Here is a 17444-nt window from a genome sequence, read left to right as displayed (position 1 = left end):
ACGGCTATTGATGGCGCTAGGGCAAGTCAACCGCTTTCACCGGCGGTCTTGGCAATGGGAGAGCAAGAGTGCGCGGCATGACCTGGGACCATCCACGCGGATACGACCCGCTGGCCGCCGCCGCGCGCGAATGGGCGGCCCGGACGGGGGTGGAGATCGCGTGGGATCGCCGGTCCCTGCAGGATTTCGAAAGCTACCCGGTGGAGGAGCTGGCGCGGGCATACGACCTGATCGTGATCGACCATCCCCATGTCGGGCAGGTCGCGGCGGAAGGGGCGCTGCTGCCGCTGGACGGGCTGGCCGACGATGCCGCGCTGGCCGCGATCGCCGCCGGATCGGTCGGCGGGTCGTATGACAGCTATCACTGGCAGGGCCGGCAATGGGCGTTGCCGATCGACGCCGCGGCGCAGGTGCAGGCCTGGGTGCCGGACCGGATCGACGGGCCGGTAAGCGACTGGGCGGAGGTGCTGCGGCTGGCGGAGGAGGGGCGGCTGACCATCCCGCTGCGCGCGCCGCATGCGCTGATGTCGCTGTTCACGCTTTGTGGGCTGGACGGCATCGTGCCGGACCCGGCGGCGGAGCATCTGTTTCCGGCAGAAGCGGCGTCCGCCTGCCGGCACCTGCAGGACCTGGCCGACCGGGTGGGCGCCGATGCGTGGGGCCACGATCCGATCGCGGTGCTGGATGCGATGGCCGACCCCACATCGCCGGTCGCGGTGGCGCCGCTGACCTATGGCTATGTCAGCTATTCCCGGCCGGTCGCGGGCGCGACCGCAATCCGCTTCGCCGACCTGCCGCTGCTCGGCACCGGGCGGCCGACCGGATCGGCGCTGGGCGGCACCGGCATCGCAATATCGGCCTGGTGCAAGTCGCCAGGGGAGGCCGCCGCCTTCGCCGCGTGGGTCGCGGGGGCCGGGGTGCAGCGCGGACTGTACGCGGCGGCTGGCGGGCAGCCGGGCCATGCGGATGCCTGGGCGGACGACGAGGTGAATGCGGCGACGCAGGACTTCTACCGCGCCACGCGCGCGACGCTCGACGCCGCATGGCTGCGCCCGCGCCACCACGGCTACATGGCGTACCAGCAGGCCGCGTCAGAGCGGCTGGAGCGCGGCCTCCGCCGCAACGAGGCGGCCGACAGCATCGTGGCGGCGCTGAACGCGATGTACCGCACGACATGACCACGCCGCCCCTGCTCGACGGGTTGCTGGTGATCGACATGGCGCAGTTCCTGTCCGGCCCGTCCGCCGCGTTGCGGCTGGCCGATCTGGGCGCGCGGGTCATCAAGGTGGAGCGGCCCGGCACCGGCGACATCTGCCGCACGCTGTACCTGTCGGATACGGAGGTCGGCGGGGATTCCACGCTGTTCCACGCGATCAACCGCAACAAGGAATACCTCGCGCTCGACTACCGCGACGAAGCCGACCGGCGCGCGCTGCTGCGGCTGGCGGCGCAGGCGGACGTGGTGATCCAGAACTTCCGCCCCGGCGTCGCCGATCGGCTGGGCGTGGGGCCAGCGGCATTGCGCGCGGTGAACCCGCGCCTCGTGGTCGGCACCATCAGCGGCTATGGCGAGGATGGGCCGTGGGTCGGCCTGCCGGGGCAGGACCTGCTGGCGCAATCGCTGTCGGGCGTCACCTGGCTGGGCGGCAGCGCGGATGACGGCCCGGTGCCGGTCGGCCTGTCGGTCGGCGACATGCTGGCCGGGCATGTGCTGGTGGAAGGGATCCTGGCCGCTCTGGTCCGGCGCGGGATCACCGGGCAGGGTGCGCTGGTGGAGACCAGCCTGCTGGAGGCGCTGGTCGATTTCCAGTTCGAGGTGCTGACCACCCACATGAACGATGGCGGCCGCCTGCCGAGCCGCGCGGCGGAGCGGGGGGCGCATGCCTATCTGGCGGCGCCTTACGGCATCTACCGCACCGCCGATGGCTGGCTGGCGCTGGCGATGATCCCGCTGGACCGGCTGGGGCCGCTGCTCGGCCTCGATTTGTCGGGCGATCCCTTCGTGGAGCGGGATCGGCTGAAGGCGCTGATCGCCGGGCGGCTGGTGACCGGCACCACCGAGGGCTGGCTGGCGCTGCTGCGCGCGCAGGACCTGTGGTGCGCCCCGGTGCTCGGCTGGCCGCAATTGCTGGCGAGCGAGGGCTTCATCCGGCTCGACATGGTGCAGCGGGTGGGGGCGGATGCGCTGGCGACCACCGCCGCGCCCGTCCGCATCGATGGCGCGCGGCCGCTGAGCGCGCGCGGCGCGGCAGCGGTGGACGCGCATGGCGCCGCGCTGCGGCAGGAATTCGGACTGGACACATGATGATGCGGCAACGGACGATGCGGCACTGGCTGGCCGGGACGGCGCTGGGCGCGCTGCTGTGGACGCCTTCGGGAAGTGGCGTGGCGGCGCAGGACGCGGCGGAGTTCCGCGACCCGCCGGCAGATGTGCGGCCCAACACGCTGTATTTCTGGATGAACGGCAACGTCACGCAGGAGGGCATCGACGCCGACCTGGAGGCCATCGCCAAGGCTGGCCTGGGCGGAGTGCTGGTGTTCGACGGCAGCAGCGACATCCCCAAGGGGCCGGTCGATTATCTCAGCCCGAAATGGCTGGACCTGATGACGCACATGATGGCCAAGGCGGATGCGCTGGGCCTGAAGGTGGGGATGCAGAACGCCCCCGGCTGGTCCAGCAGCGGTGGCCCGTGGATCGCCCCGGCGCAGGCGATGCAGCAGATCGTCTGGACGGAAACGACGATCGATGGCGGCAGGCCGGTCAGCGTGGCGCTGCCGCAGCCGTATACCAAGCTGGACTTCTATCGCGATGCCGCGGTGCTGGCCTACCCCGCCTCCATCGCCGATGACGACCATTACCGCCGCGGGATCGCCGGGATGCGGGCGGGCGCGGCGGTCGATGCCGCCACGCTGACCGACCGCAACCTGTTCACATCGGTGGAGGCCGGCCCCGGCAACCCGCTGACCATCACGATGGCCCAGCCCTTCGCCGCGCAATCGGTCACCCTGTATGCCGAGAAGGAGGAGCCGGGCTTCGCCGCCACGATCGAGGCGTCGGACGATGGCCGGGAATGGCGGCAGGTGGCGAAGGTCAATGTCGCGGTAGAGCGCGGGATCGAGGCGCCGGGCACCGCCAATTTCGCCGCCGCCACCGCGCGCCATTTCCGCATCACGCCGTCGCGCACGGTCAAGCTGGCGGAGGCGCTGCTGCATGCGACGCCGCGCCTGCCCGACTGGGACGTGAAGGGCGAACACACGTTCCGCATGGGCGACATGGGAAGCGCGGGCGGCGATGCCATGGCCACCAATGCGATCGACCCGGCGCGGGTGGTGGACCTGACCGGCATGGTCGATGCGGCGGGCACGCTGACCTGGGATGCGCCGGCGGGCCGCTGGACCGTGCTGCGGCTGGGCCACACGCCAACCGGCAAGCTGAACGTCGCCGCATCCGACAGTGGGCGCGGGCTGGAGGTGGACAAGCTGGACCGCGCCGCCGTCGACCACCAGTACGACAGCAGCGTCGCGCGCGTGCTGGACGCGGCGGGGCCGCTGGCGGGCAGGGCGTTCTCCATGCTGGAGATCGACAGTTACGAGGCGGGCCTGCAGAACTGGACCGCCGGGCTGCCGGCGGGCTTCGCCGGGCGCAACGGCTATTCCATGCTGCCGTACATTCCCGCGCTGACCGGCCGCGTGGTGGGCGACCGCGACACGTCCGACCGGTTCCTGTTCGATTTCCGCCGCACGCTGGCCGACCTGATGCTGGCCAATTATTACGAGCGGTACGAGGAGCGGGCCAATGCCGCGGGCCTGCGCTTCCTGGTGGAAGGGTACGGCCCCGGCCCGTTCGACGAATTGCAGGTGAGCGGGCGGGCCGACGTGCCGATGACCGAGTTCTGGAGCCGCACGCCCTGGACCGACAACCGCACGGTGAAGATGGTCAGCAGCGCGGCCCATGTCTACGGCCGGCCGGTCATCGCGGCGGAGGCCTTCACCGGGGAGGCGCAGACCAGCCGCTGGCTCGACTATCCCTACGCCATGAAGGCGCTGGGCGACCAGATGTTCGCTCACGGGTTCAACGAGGTGTTCTTCCACCGCTACGCCCACCAGCCCAACGTGAACGTCACGGGCGGGATGGTGATGGGGCCGTGGGGCATCAACCTGGACCGCACGAACACCTGGTTCGCGCAGAGCCGCCCGTGGATGGAATACCTGGCGCGCAGCCAGTACCTGCTGCGGCAGGGCACCTACGCCGCCGACGTGCTGTATTTCGTGGGGGAGGACAGCCCCAACCAGGCCGAATATGTCCGCCCGGACGTGTCGCCCGACACCAACCCGCTGATCGGCCGGGTGTTCGATCCCGCAATGCCGCCCGGCTACAGCTACGATATGGTCAATGCGGAGGTGCTGCTGACCCGCGCCAGCGTCGAGGACGGCGCGATCGTGCTGCCCAACGGGGCGCGTTACCGGCTGCTGGTGCTGCCGGACGACCTTTCCGGCATGACCCCGGTGCTGGCCGCACGGCTGCACGACATGGTGCGGCAGGGCATGGTGCTGCTGGGGCCGAAGCCCGCGCGCGCGCTGGGCATGGTCGATCCGGCGGAGCAGCGCGCCTTCGCCGAAGCCGTCGATAAGCTGTGGGGTGGCAAGACCGGATCGGGGCGGGTGTTCACCGGCACCGGCATCGCGGACACGCTGGCCGCCATCGGCGTCGCGCCCGACGCGCAATGCGCCACCGCCACGCCGGACGGGCAGGTGACGTGGCTGCATCGCACCACGCCTGCGGGGGAGATGTACTTCGTCGCCAACCGGCAGCGGCGGGCGGAGCAGGTGACCTGCACCTTCCGCACCGCCGGCCGCGCGCCGTCGCTGTGGAATGCGGAGGACGGCTCCGTCACGCCGCTGGCCTTGTTCGCGCAACAAGACGGGATGACGAAGGTCGCGTTCGACCTGTCGCCCGCCGGGGCCGGCTTCGTCCTGTTCGACCGGCCGGTGGCGGAGGGCGTGCGCTGGGTCGAGCGGGATGGGGATCGCATCGCCGATCTCGACCGCGCCCCCGCCGCCACCGTGCCCGCGCCGTCGGGCAGCTTCACCCTGTCGGGCTGGGCCAAGCCCGACACGGACCTGCGCGTCATGCCCCGGCAGGCCACCACTGGCCGGATCAACGAGACGGGCAAGAACTGGCTGGTCCCCGCACGCTCCGGCCAGGACATCCATGGGGAGGGGACAGCCATCGCCGGCCTTGCCCTGGGCCGCAACGGCGCGATCGTGATCGAGCGCGCCGGGCCCGACGAGGTGCCTGCCGTGCTGGTCGCGCATACGCCCGTCGCCGGGTGGACGCATTGGGCGCTGGTCTATGACGAGGGCGTGCCCCGCCTGTATCTCGACGGCAGGCTGGCCGGCACGGGGGAGCGGAGCGGGCGCGTGGTCCATGCGGGTGGCGGCGATCCGCCTTCGCCGACGGGCGTCACCTACTTCTTCGAAGGCAATGCCACCGCCATCGACACGGTCGCGCGCGCGCTGACCCCGGCGGAGATCGCGGCGGCGGCCGCCGCCGGCCCACCCGCGCCCGACCCGTTCGCGCAGCCCGTGGAGCTGAGGCAGGACGGCGAGCGGCTGACCGCGACGGTCTGGCAGTCGGGCCGCTACACGCTCAGCACCGGCGCGGGCTTCACCGCCGACGTGCCCGCGCCGCTGACGATCGACGGGCCCTGGCAGGTGGCGTTCCAGGAAGGGCGCGGCGCACCTGCCGCGATCACCCTGCCGGCGCTCCAATCGTTGAGCGACCACTCCGATGCGGGCGTGCGCCACTTCTCCGGCACGGCGACCTATTCGCGCGCGTTCGACGTGCCCGCCGCGCTGCTGAAGGCCGGGCGGCGCGTGCATCTCGACCTTGGCCGGGTGGAGGTCCTGTCGGGCGTGACCGTCAACGGGCAGGATCTGGGCGTGGTGTGGAAGGAGCCATACCGCGTCGACATCACCGACGTCGTGCGGCCCGGCGCTAACCGCATCGAACTGGCGGTCACCAACCTGTGGGCCAACCGCATGATCGCCGACGCCGCCCTGCCGCGCGAGGGCGAGTGGGTCGATGGCGAGTGGTCGGTGGGCGAACGGGTCAAGGCCGACGGATCGGTGGAGCCGGTCATGGCCGAGAAGATCACCGAATTGCCCGAATGGTACCGCGTGGGGCAGGCCAACCCGCCGGGCGGGCGCGTCACCTTCACGCCGTGGACCTTCTTCGGGGCGGACGAGCCGCTGCTCGATTCCGGCCTGCTCGGCCCGGTCCGGCTGGTGTTCGGCGATGTGGTGGCGGTGGAGTAACAACTTCCTTTTCACGTCGCCCCCGACTTGATCCGGGGCCCCGCTTGTTCTTCGCAGCGCGGCGTCAAGAAGCGGGATCCCGGATCAAGTCCGGGATGACGTGAATGGAAAGTTGGCAAGCTACAGCGTGACGCGGACGCCGGCCATGAAGCTCATCGTGTCGCGTTCGTAATTGCCCGGCCGGGTCGGCACGCCGTAGAAGGTGCGCGTCTTGGACCGGAGCAAATTGTTCCCCTCCAGCGTGACGGTCAGCCGGTCGTTGATGTCGTAGCCGACCGATGCGTCCAGCCAGTCGCGTGCGCGGGTGTAGATCGGCTCGTTCGTGACGATGTCGTTCGACAGCAGGCTGGAATAGAACTGGTCGCGCCAGTTGTAGGCGATGCGCGCCGACAGGCCGCCCGCTTCGTAGAACAGGCTGGTGTTGAAGGCGTGGCGGGACAGGTTGGCGATCGGCGTCTGCAGGCCGGGGACGGACGTGTCCGTCTGGCTGTCGACGAAGGTGTAGTTCGCCTGCGCGCCGAAGCCGCTGAGCGCGCCGGGCAGGAAGTCGAAGAACGCCTGACCGCCGACCTCGAACCCCTTGATCTTGCCGCCCAGCTCGTTGGTCGGGCGGCTGATGCTGTAATCCACCCCGTCGATCGTCTGCGGGCTGGTGCGCGTGACCAGGAAATTGCCGATCTCGCGGTAGAAGCCCGCGATGTAGGCTGAGCTGGTGGGGGACGGGTACCATTCCAGGCTGGCGTCGAGCTGATCGGATTCCAGCGGTTGCAGGTCGGGATTGCCGGCCGAACCGGTGCGCTGGCCCGGCACCAGCGACAGCGTCGGCGACAGGCTGCTGAAGCCCGGCCGGGTCAGCGTCTTGGCCGCCGCCAGGCGCAATTGCAGGTCGTCGGTGAACAGGATGCGGATATTCGCGCTGGGCAGCACGCTGGTGTAGCTGCTGTCGATCTCCACCGGGGCGATGCCGGTCTGTTCAAAGACCGGGGGGTTGGCCGGCCCGGTGCCGGTGCCCGGACGCTGCGTGAACACCGCGCGGGTGCCGACCACATCCAGTTGCGTGCGGATGATGCGCACGCCGACATTGCCATCGAACCGCAGGGCGCCATCGGACGCGAACTTGCTCATGGCGTAGCCCGCCAGCGTCTTTTCCCCGATGGTGTAGCCGAACAGCGGGTTGAATTCCGCCGGCACGGTGATGCCGAGGCGGGTGCGAACGGTGTCGAACCCGTCGCCGTCCAGCTGCGCGGGATCGACCGTCACGTAATCCTGTTCAATCAGGTCGGTGCCGTTGAACTGGTCGTTCAGCGGGTTTGGAATAAACAGGTCGGCGAAGGCGGAGGCGCGCAGCGGCGTGCCGCCAGGGCCGCGCCCGGTCTGGTTGAAGCGCAATTGCTGCTGATCCACGTCGGCATCGGTGTAGCGGACGCCGAAATGCAGCGAGCGGGTCAGCGGATCGTCGATGTCGAACCAGATGTCGCCGCGCACCTGCTTGGATTCGGTTTCGGATAGGTTGATGTTGCGCCCCAGGCTGGCGATGGCGAAGCTGTCCGGGTTGGCGAGGTCCACGCCCGACACCTGCGCCTGGCCGGGAAGGGTGCGCACGTCGAAGTCGATCTGCGGCGCGGTCGTGTCGAGGTTCAGCTCGGTATAGAACAATTGCCCGTTGCCGCGGGTATAGGCGCCGTCCACCACCAGATGCGCGGGGCCGCTGTCCCACTTGACCCCGCCGGCCACCTGCCAGCTTTCCTCGTAAGCATCGCGGTCCGCCGCGAAGCTGCGGGTCGGCACATTGGTGAAGGAGATCGCGGCGACATCGCGCGTGCCTTCGAAATACTCGACCGAGCCAGGCACGAAGGTGCGGCCCCGCAGATTACGGATGTAGAGGCCGTACGCCTCCTGCAGCTGGTTGGAATCCTGGTATGTGCCCTGCACGTAGAATTCGAGATCGGGGTTCGGCTTGTACTGGATCACCCCGTCGATGCCGATGCGGCGCCGGTCGCTGACCAGCGCGACCTGGTATTGTTCGGACAGGCTGGCGACACCCGGGCCGATCGCCGGCTGGCCGACGGGTGCGCCGACGCTGATCGCCTCGCTCTGGAACGTGCGCTTCTGCAGCGCGCCCGATACCAGCACGCCGAACTCGCCGCCGTCGCCCGCGTCCCAGGTGTTGCTGGCGAGGGCAGACAGCATCGGATCGACCTTGTCCGGAATGTCCGAATAGCGCGCGCGGGCCGATCCGCTGAGCGTCAGCCCCGGCGTGTCGAGCGGCTTGCGCGTGACGACGTTGACGAGGCCGCCGATGCCGCCTTCGATCAGGTCGGCGGACGGGGTCTTGTACACGTCCACCCGGCTGATCAGTTCGGCCGGGATATTCTCCAGGTCCACGCCGCGGCCATTGCCGCCCGACCGGCCGTTGAAGGTGGAGGCGACCTGCGAAAGGCCGCGGATGGTGATGCCCGACCCTTCGCCCCGGTCACGGCCGATCTGCACGCCCGATACGCGCTGCAACGCCTCCGTCACGTTGACGTCGGGCAGCTTGCCGATGTCCTCCGCCACGATGGAATCGACCACGGAATCGGCATTCTGCTTGCGCGCCTGCGCCGATTGCAGGCTGGCGCGGATGCCGGTGACGACGATCTCGCTGTCGCTGGTGACGGCCTCATCACCCGGCGCGGTCTGCGCTGCCGGGGTGCCGGCGACCTGCGCCGCGGCGGGAAGCGCCAGAACACCGGACACGGCCAGGGCTGTCCCCATCAGGAACGTTGCTCGCAAACGCATAGATCCTCCCACATCATTCTTGTTGTGGGACGTCATATGATACTATTTTATGCAATCCAAGTGATAGTTGCAGCGCTCAGCGCCAGTGGGCCTGCCGCGATGTCTGGCCGATGCCGGGATTGAAGCTGTTGGTAGGATCAAGCTGGCGGTAGAAGGCGCTGAGCGCCGGCTTCGCCGGATACAGGTGCCCGACATTGTGTTCCGCCGGGTATTCCGCGCCGCGTTCGTCCAGCAGCCGCCACAGCGCATGTTCGAACGCTAGCGGATCGCAGCCGGGTTTCAGGATGTAGTCCTGGTGGAAGACGTGGCAGAAGAAATGCCCGTAATAGAGCGCGTGCAGCACCTGATCGGCGAGGTGCGGGGGCAGCACCTCCACCCATTCGCGGTCGTTGCGCCTCAGCGCCACGTCCAGCGCGACCAGCCCGCCGACCTGCCGCCCGTGCACCGCGTGGTAGCGGACGGCGGCGCCGGCGGCGGCGAAGCGGTGGAGGAACGCCTTGTCCCCCTCCTTCGCCGTGCAGGCGAAGTAATCCCCGGCAGCGGAGGGGAACATGGTGCCCAGATACGCCTCCGCCTCCTCGATCCCGTCCCCTGCCATGCGCAGGATCAGGTGGTGTTCGTATTTGTCGCGGTAGGCGGACATGCGCGCGGGCAGGTGGCGCGGGAACAGGCGGCTGGCACCTTGCAGCAGCCGGTCGCTCAGCCCCGCGCCCCACGCATCGACCCGTGCCTTCGCCGCGTAGAGCTGCGGCAGCCGATCCGTGCCGAGGTGCCGGATGGCGAGGAAGGTGTCCTTGCCGTAACGTTCCGCCACGTCGTAGCAGTCGCGGTGCAAGTACTCGCCCGCGACCGGCAGGTTGGCGAACCGGCCCAGCACATGCCGGCGCAGGTCGGTCAGTTCGGCGGGATCGTTGGTGCCGATGTAGAACACACGGGTGCGTGCATCCTGCGCGAAGGTATCGAGCCGGACGGCGAACAGCGCCAGCTTGCCCGCGCTGCCCGACGCGGCGTGCAGGCATTGCGGATCGGCGTTGTAGCGGGCGGGCAGGTCGGCATCGATCTGCCGCACCCGGCGGGCGTAATCGCCGTCCGAGGCGCGCCTGCCGGGATCATGAACGATGTCGCCGGGCGTCCATGAGCCGCGCTCCACCTGCGTCAGCAACGCCTCCGGATCGTCGGGCAGGCGGATGCCGAGTTCGTTCACCAGGTGCAGCCGGCGCTGTTCGTCGATCTGCGCATACAGCGCGAGTTCGGTGAAGGCCGGCCCGCGCCGGATCAGCGCGCCGCCGCTATTGTTGCAGATGCCGCCGATCACCGATGCGCCGATGCACGACGATCCGATCACCGAATGCGGTTCGCGCCCCAGCGGCCGCAGCGCCGCCTCCAGCCCGTACAGGGTCGCACCCGGCAGGCAGACGACCTGGCGCCCCCCGTCGATCAGGTGGATGCGGGTGATCGCGCGCGGATTGATGATGACCACCGGCCGGTCGTAATCCTCCCCCGCCGGGGTGGAGCCGCCGGTCAGCCCGGTATTGGCCGCCTGCATGATGATGATCACATCCGCCGCGACGCAGGCCTGCAGCACGCGCCACAACTCGACCAGCGTGCGGGGCAGCACCACCGCCAGCGCCGCCCCTTCGCCATAACGGTAGCCGGTGCGATAGGGCCGCGTCGCCGCCGCATCGGTCAGCACCTGCGCGCGCCCGGCAATGGCGCGCAAGGCATCCACCAGTGCCGCGCGCGGGGCGTCGGCGGCGGGCGGGTTCATTCGCTGTACGATCGCCAGTGCGCCAGGTCCTTGATGACGGCGCGCGTCGCCTCCGCCGCGCGGTCCTCGTCCCCCGCCGCGATGGCATCGACGATGGCGGCGTGGCTGCTGACGTTGAGATGGTGCAGATCGGGATCGTTGATGGGCGAGCTCATGGTGAAGGAGGCAACCAGCGCCGTCTCGATCACCGCGGAGAGCGAGCGCATGAGCGTATTGCCCGACGCCGCGCCCAGCGCCTGGTGGAAGGCGAGGTCGGCGGCGGCGAAGTCGCGCCGAGACCCGGTCGCCTGCCACATCGCGTCGATCGCCTGGCGCAGTTCCGCGATGTCGGCGGGGTCGCACCGCCGCGCGGCGAGGGCGGCGGCGCGCGGCTCGATCGCCAGGCGCACCTCCGTCAGGTCGCCATGGAACGCCTCGTCCAGGCCGCCCGCCGCCATCTTCCACGACAGGACCTGCGCATCGAACATGTTCCAGCTGGACGGGGGCAGCACCTTGGTGCCGACACGGGTGCGCGACACGATCAGGCCCTTGGCCGTCAGCGTCTTCAGCACTTCGCGCAGCACGGTGCGCGACACGCCGAAACGCCCTAGTATCTCCGCCTCGTTCGGGATCTTGGAACCGGGGGGATAGACCCCGCTGATGATCTCCGCCCCCAGGGTGCGCGCCACCTGGTCGTGGCTGGACAGCGCGCCTTCGCCGAACATCTGGAAACTGGCAGGGATGGTCATTGTCACGCGAGGCTCCGACCGGGGCCAGCCCGGTCGGCCAATAGTCATATTATAAGGTGGATTGTCAATGCCGCGCGGCAGCGATCACCCCGTTCACCGCATTGCGCCAATTGCGGCGGATCGTGTCCCGCTCCTCCGCAGGCATCGTCGGGATGAAGCGGTCCGCCCGGTAATCGGCGCCCGCCGCCGGGGCAAGGCCCAGCGCACTCGCCGCCAGCCGAGCGGCGCCCAGCGCGCTCGCCTCCGCCAGCGCTGGGCGCACGATGGTGCGGCCGGACAGGTCGGCCAGCAATTGCGCCAGCAGGTCGTTGCGCGCCGCGCCGCCATCGATCGACAGCGTATCGGGCGCGACCGGCAGGTCGGCGGCCATCGCGTCCAGCACGTCGGCGATCTGCAGGGCGATCGCCTCCAGCGTGGCGCGGGCGATGTGCGCGGGCCGGGTGCCCAGCGTCATGCCCCCCAGCGTGCCGCGCGCGCCCGGCTGCCAGTGCGGCGCACCAAGACCCGCCAGCGCGGGGACGAACACCACGCCCTCGCTGCTGCCGACGCTCGCCGCCAGATCGGTCAGCGCGCCCTCGTCCGGCAGGCCCAGCAGCGTGCGGGCGAAGGAGGCGGCGTGGCCGGAGACGGAGATGTTGCCCTCTATCGCGTGCTGCACCCCGGCGGCGCTGCTCCACGCAACCGTACTCGACAGGCCGTGGCTGGACCGGATGCGGCCGGGGGTCGCCACCATCAGCGAACTGCCGGTGCCGATCGTCACCTTGGCCTCTGCACCCGCATTGGCGGCATGCGCGAACAGAGCCGCGTGGCTGTCGCCCAGCATCGCCTGCACCGGCGTACCGGCGGGCAGGGCGACCGCGCCGGCCGCCACCGTGCCGAAGCGGCTGTCCGATCGGGCGATGCGCGGCAGGATGTTCAGCGGCACGTCGAAGATCGCGGCCAGCCGGTCGTCCCAGGCCAGCGTGTCGAGGTTCAGCAATTGCGTGCGGGAGGCGTTGCTGTGGTCCGTCGCGTGGACCCGCCCGCCCGTCAGGTTCCATAACAGCCAGCTATCCATCGTGCCGGAGCGCAGCTCGCCGCGCGCGGCCCCGGCGCGGGCATCGGGAATGGTGTCGAGCAGCCAGGCGATCTTCGCCGCGGGGAACAGTGGATCGATGCCGAGGCCGCTCAGCTCCGCGATCTCGCCCTCCAGCCCGGCGGCGCGCAACGCCGCGCAGCGATCGACCGATCGCTGGCACTGCCAGATCACCGCGGGGGCGAGCGGCTCCCCAGTGGCGGCATCCCACAGCACCACCGTTTCCCGCTGGTTGGAGATGGCGAGCGCGGCCACCTCCACCCCCGGCGCCGCGGCGACCACCTCCGCGATCAGGCCGGCGACCGCCTGCCAGATCTCCGCCGCGGACTGCTCCGCCCAGCCGGAACGTGGGTAACTGACCTGCGTCGAGCGGGACCGGGTGTGCAGCACGGTCCCATCGGGGGAGACCAGCAATGCCTTGGTATTGGTAGTCCCCTGGTCGATCGCCAGGATCGCGCCTGTTGTCATCGTGCCAGCAATTCGCGCGCGGCGCCGGCGATCCCTTCCGCACTGAGCTTGAATTCGCGCATCAGCCACGCGGCGGAGCCGGTGGGCAGGAAGCCGGGGAAGCCGATCATCCGCATCCGCGTCGGGCACTCGCGCGCGCAGAATTCGGCGACCGCGCCGCCCAGTCCGCCATGCGCCAGCCCTTCTTCGGCGGTGACGATCGCGCCGGTTCCGGCGGCGGCGGCGACCAGTTCGGTATCCAGCGGGGACACGGTCGCCATGTTGACGACGCGCGCAGTCACGCCCTCTGCCGCCAGCGCATCCGCCGCGGCGATCGCGTGGTGGACCAGCGTGCCATTGGCGATGATGGCGATGTCGCCGCCCTCCCGCAGCACTTCCCCCCGGCCGATGCGGAAGGCGGCGCCGTCCGGCCGGTCGAGCTGCGGCACGGGCATGCGGCTGATGCGGATGAACACCGGCCCGTCATGCGCGGCGGCGGCGCGAATTGCGGCCTCTGTCTCCCACGGGTCGGCCGGAACGATCACCGACAGCCCGCCGATCGCGCGCAGCCAGGCGATATCCTCGATCGAATGGTGCGTCGCGCCCAGCTCGCCATAGGCGACCCCGCTGGAGATGCCGCACAGCTTCACATTGGCGTTGCTGTAGCCGCAATCGACCTTGATCTGTTCCATGGCCCGCGCCGTCAGGAAGCAGGATGCCCCGCTGACGAACGGGATCTTGCCCGCATGGGCAAGGCCCGCGCCCACGCTGACCATGTTCTGTTCGGCGATGCCGACATTGATGAGCCGCGCGGGGAAGCGGTCGCGGAACTTGCCCAGTTTGGACGAGCCGACGGAATCGTTGACCACGGCGACGATCCGCTCGTCCGTGACGGCGAGCTCCTCCACCGTGCGGACATAGGCGTCGCGGCAGTCGAAGGTGCCGGCGGCAGTTGCGGTGTCGGCCATCAGCGTGCCTCCGCCTCGAGCTCGGCCAGGGCCAGGGCGAACTGGTCCGCATTGGGCACGCCATGGTGCCATCCCGCCTGATCGCGCATGTAGCTGACGCCCTGTCCCTTGTGCGTGCGGGCGATGATCGCCAGCGGTTTCTCCCGCGGTTGCGCCGCATCGTCCAGCGTGGTCAGCAGCACCTCGTAATCATGACCGTCGATCTCCGCCACGTCCCAGCCGAAGGCGCGCCACTTGTCCGCCAGCGGTTCCAGGCTGTTGGTATCTTCGGTGCGCGCGCCCTGCTGCAATCCGTTGCGGTCGATGATCGCGGTCAGTTTGCCCAGCTTGCGGTGGCCGGCGAACATCGCCGCCTCCCACATGCTGCCTTCCTGCAATTCGCCGTCACCCGTCAGCGCGAAGGTGCGGTAACCGCTATCGTCGAGCTGTTCGGCGACCGCCATGCCGACGGCGACCGGGAAACCGTGGCCCAGCGGCCCGGTATTGGCCTCCACCCCCGGCAGATACAGCCGGTTGGGGTGGCCGTTCAGCCGCGATCCGGGGCGCAGATAGGTGTCGAGCTCCTCCTCCGCGAAGAAGCCGGCGCCCGCCAGCGCGGTGTACAGCGCGCCCGTGCAATGCCCCTTGGACAGGACGAAGCGGTCACGGTCCGGCGCGTCGGGACGGGCGGGGTCGATGCGCAGCGTGTCGAAATACAGCGACGCGATGATGTCGGTCGCCGACAGGTCGCCGCCGGGGTGCCCCTGGCCCGCATCTACGATCATGTGCAGCAACCGCCGCCGCATCCACAGCGCGCGGTCGCGCACATGGGCGGCACGGGCGGCCAGGTTGTTGTCGGCCGGGCTTGCAGGCGAACGCGCCGCGTCGATGGTCATGTTTTCGGCTCCTCCCCGATCCACATAGGCCTGCCGGAAAGCGAGAGCAAGCAAGCACGTTGCGTTTGCTTTCGTTTTCTGATCGTTCCGGCGGATACGATGATAAACGAAGGAGGGTCAGGCGAACGTCGTCATCACTCGCGTCTCCCCGGCGTTGAGCCGCACATCCGCGCTGCCGTGCGGAGTCACCACCCGGCGTTGCAGCGGAACGCGCGCGGTCAGCCGGACCTGCGTCACCCGGCCGTCGCGCCATTCCAGGTCGATCGCGCACCCGCCACGCTGCAACACGCCGGTGATGTGGCCGGTGGGCCATTGCGCGGGCAAAGCCGGCAACAGGCGCAGCGTGTCGCCGCGCGTCTGCACCAGCATCTCGATGATGCCGGCGGTGCCGCCGAAATTGCCGTCGATCTGGAACGGGGGATGCGCGTCGAACAGGTTGGGGTAGGTCCGCTCCGGCCCCAGCAGGCTGGCGAGGATGGTGTGCGCATGCGCCCCGTCGCGCAGCCGGGCCCACAGGTTCAGCCGCCACCCGAGGCCCCAGCCGGTCGCATCGTCGCCCCTGATCTCCAGCGAGCGGCGCGCCGCCTGCGCCAGTGCGGGCGTCGCATCGGGGTCGATCTGCTGACCGGGATAGAGCGCGTAGAGATGCGACACATGGCGATGGTGCAGGTCGGGCGCCTCCATGTCCCAATCCTCCTGCCATTCCTGCAACTGCCCGGCCTTGCCGATGCGATCGGGGGCGAGTTGGTCACGGGTGCGCGCCCAGTCCCGCCGCAGCCCCGCATCCTGCCGCAGCCGGCGCGCCGCATCGCCCGCCCGGTCGAACAGGTCGCGCAGCAATTGCGTGTCCATCGCCGGCCCGGCGCAGAGCGTGGAGCCGTGCGGATGCGCGTTCTCCGGCGAGTTGGACGGGTTGGTCACCAGGAAGCCGCTGCGTGGATCGCGTTGCAGCGTGTCAAGGTGGAACAGCGCCGCATCGCGCAGCACCGGGTAGATGCGGGCGAGGTATTCGTCGTCTCGATGCCAGTCCCAATGGTCCCACAACTGGCAGGCGAGCCACGCCGCGCCGCAGGGCCAGATGCCGGTGCGCGCATGGTCCACCGGGGTGGAGGTGCGCCACAGATCGGTGTTGTGGTGCGCCACCCAGCCGCGCGCGCCATACAGGTCGCGCGCGGTCTTGCGGCCGGACGCGGCCAGCTCCTCCACCATGCGGACGAAGGGTTCGATGCATTCGGACAGGTTGGCGCTGTCCACCGGCCAGTAATTCATCTCCGCATTGATGTTCAGCGTGTATTTGGAGCCCCAGGGCGGCTGGTTGCGATCGTTCCAGATGCCCTGCAGGTTCGCCGCCTGCGTGCCGGGCCGGCTGCTGGCGATCATCAGGTAGCGGCCGAACTGGAAATACAGCGCCGCCAGCGCCGGGTCCTCCACCCCGCCGCCCCGGCGGATGCGCTGGTCGGTCGGGCGGCGGCTTGAACCATCGCTGCCCAGCGCGATGCTGACGCGGCGGAACAGCGCCTGATGCGCCTCCACATGGCGTTGCCGCAGGCGGGCGAACGGCACGGCGCGGGCGGCGGCGCCCGTCTGCGCGGTGATCGCCACGGGATCGCCCGTCAGGTCCGTGGGGCTGCGCACATTGGTCGCCGCCGCCAGCAGCAGGGTGACGGCACCGGCGCCCGATGCGTGCAGCTCGTCATCCGTGGCGCTGGTGGTGCCGCCATCCGCCAGCAGCACGGCGCGCGCGGCGAAGCGGATCACGCCGGGCACGCCGCGATCGGCATTGTTGTGCCCGGACAGGAGCAGCCCGTCGCCATCGGTGCGCGCGTCGCCCGGCAACCCGCTGCCGAGCCCGACCGACAGGTCGAACGGCGCGTCGCCGGTGATCCGCACCACCAGCACCTGATCGGGATGGCTGGAGAACACCTCCCGCACGAAGCGCCGCCCGCCCGCCACGAAGCGGGTGGTGGCGACCGCGCTGTCGAGGTCGAGCGTGCGGCGGTACTCCGTCACGTCCGTTTCGTTGATGTCGGCGATGTCCAGCCACAGGTCGCCGAGCGACTGGTAGGACATCTGCCGCATCGGTTCCGATTGCAGGTCGCGTGCGGCCAGTGCCTCCGCCTCCTCGTACCGGCCGGCGAAGATGAGTGCGCGCACCTCCTCCAGGCTGCCGCGGGCGCGGGGGTTCAGCGCATTGTACGGGCCGCCGGACCACAGCGTGTCCTCGTTCAGTTGCAGCCGTTCGCGCTTGACCCCGCCGAACACCATCGCGCCCAGCCGGCCATTGCCGATGGCCAGCGCCTCCTCCCACACGCGGGCGGGTTCGGCGTACCACATGGTCGATTGTTCGGCCGGCTCCGCCGCCGGCGTTGCGGCATCCTGTGCGCGGACCGGCCGGAGGCCGAGCGCAGCCAGGGCCGGCCCGCCCGCCTTCAGCAGGTCCCGTCGATCGATCCGCATCCGCTCTCTCCCTTGTGTCTGCCCGGATGA

10 protein-coding genes are annotated in these 17444 nt (G+C 70.0%); 3 read left to right on the top strand and 7 right to left on the bottom strand.

Features of this window, described 5'->3' with window-relative positions:
* Positions 1 to 77: 77 nt before the first annotated feature.
* The 3 genes from V5740_RS14365 to V5740_RS14355 are packed head-to-tail and all read left to right on the top strand — an operon-like array spanning position 78 to position 6318.
* A complete protein-coding gene (locus tag V5740_RS14365) occupies positions 78 to 1178 on the top strand; it encodes an extracellular solute-binding protein (RefSeq protein WP_347304577.1) in 1101 nt (366 codons plus the stop codon).
* Positions 1175 to 2305 carry a CaiB/BaiF CoA-transferase family protein gene (locus V5740_RS14360; protein ID WP_347304576.1) on the top strand — a complete coding sequence of 377 codons (1131 nt, stop codon included), beginning with the start codon at positions 1175 to 1177 and terminating at the stop codon, positions 2303 to 2305. Before V5740_RS14365 ends, V5740_RS14360 begins: the two co-directional genes overlap by 4 nt.
* The gene (locus tag V5740_RS14355) at positions 2302 to 6318 is read left to right on the top strand and encodes a glycosyl hydrolase (protein WP_347304575.1); all 4017 of its coding nucleotides are present in this window, start codon (positions 2302 to 2304) and stop codon (positions 6316 to 6318) included. Before V5740_RS14360 ends, V5740_RS14355 begins: the two co-directional genes overlap by 4 nt.
* 120 nt (positions 6319 to 6438) lie before the next feature.
* Here the strand turns inward: V5740_RS14355 and V5740_RS14350 are convergent, their stop codons facing one another.
* The 7 genes from V5740_RS14350 to V5740_RS14320 all read right to left on the bottom strand — a co-directional run bounded on the left by V5740_RS14350 (position 6439) and on the right by V5740_RS14320 (position 17414).
* Complete coding sequence (locus V5740_RS14350) at positions 6439 to 9072, bottom strand: TonB-dependent receptor (protein WP_347304574.1); 2634 nt, start codon at positions 9070 to 9072, stop codon at positions 6439 to 6441.
* Between the two features lie 100 nt (positions 9073 to 9172).
* Complete coding sequence (gene dld, locus V5740_RS14345; RefSeq protein WP_347304573.1) at positions 9173 to 10864, bottom strand: D-lactate dehydrogenase; 1692 nt, start codon at positions 10862 to 10864, stop codon at positions 9173 to 9175.
* Positions 10861 to 11592, bottom strand: coding sequence for a FadR/GntR family transcriptional regulator (locus V5740_RS14340; protein WP_347304675.1), 732 nt, complete (start codon positions 11590 to 11592; stop codon positions 10861 to 10863). The genes dld and V5740_RS14340 overlap by 4 nt, the downstream gene beginning before the upstream one ends.
* Positions 11593 to 11656: 64 nt before the next feature.
* A complete protein-coding gene (locus tag V5740_RS14335) occupies positions 11657 to 13135 on the bottom strand; it encodes an FGGY family carbohydrate kinase (protein WP_347304572.1) in 1479 nt (492 codons plus the stop codon).
* Positions 13132 to 14082: a transketolase C-terminal domain-containing protein gene (locus V5740_RS14330; protein ID WP_347304571.1), complete on the bottom strand. Its 951-nt coding sequence runs from the start codon at positions 14080 to 14082 to the stop codon at positions 13132 to 13134. The genes V5740_RS14335 and V5740_RS14330 overlap by 4 nt, the downstream gene beginning before the upstream one ends.
* Positions 14082 to 14957 (bottom strand): transketolase, encoded by an 876-nt coding sequence (locus V5740_RS14325; protein WP_347304570.1) that lies wholly within the window; start codon positions 14955 to 14957, stop codon positions 14082 to 14084. Before V5740_RS14325 ends, V5740_RS14330 begins: the two co-directional genes overlap by 1 nt.
* A gap of 117 nt (positions 14958 to 15074) precedes the next feature.
* Entirely contained in the window at positions 15075 to 17414 is a 2340-nt protein-coding gene (locus tag V5740_RS14320; RefSeq protein WP_347304569.1) for a glycoside hydrolase family 95 protein, read from the bottom strand.
* Positions 17415 to 17444: the final 30 nt, after the last annotated feature.

Source organism: Croceibacterium sp. TMG7-5b_MA50, from assembly GCF_039830145.1.
GTDB lineage: Bacteria > Pseudomonadota > Alphaproteobacteria > Sphingomonadales > Sphingomonadaceae > Croceibacterium.
This window is presented reverse-complemented; position numbering and strand designations above follow the sequence as displayed.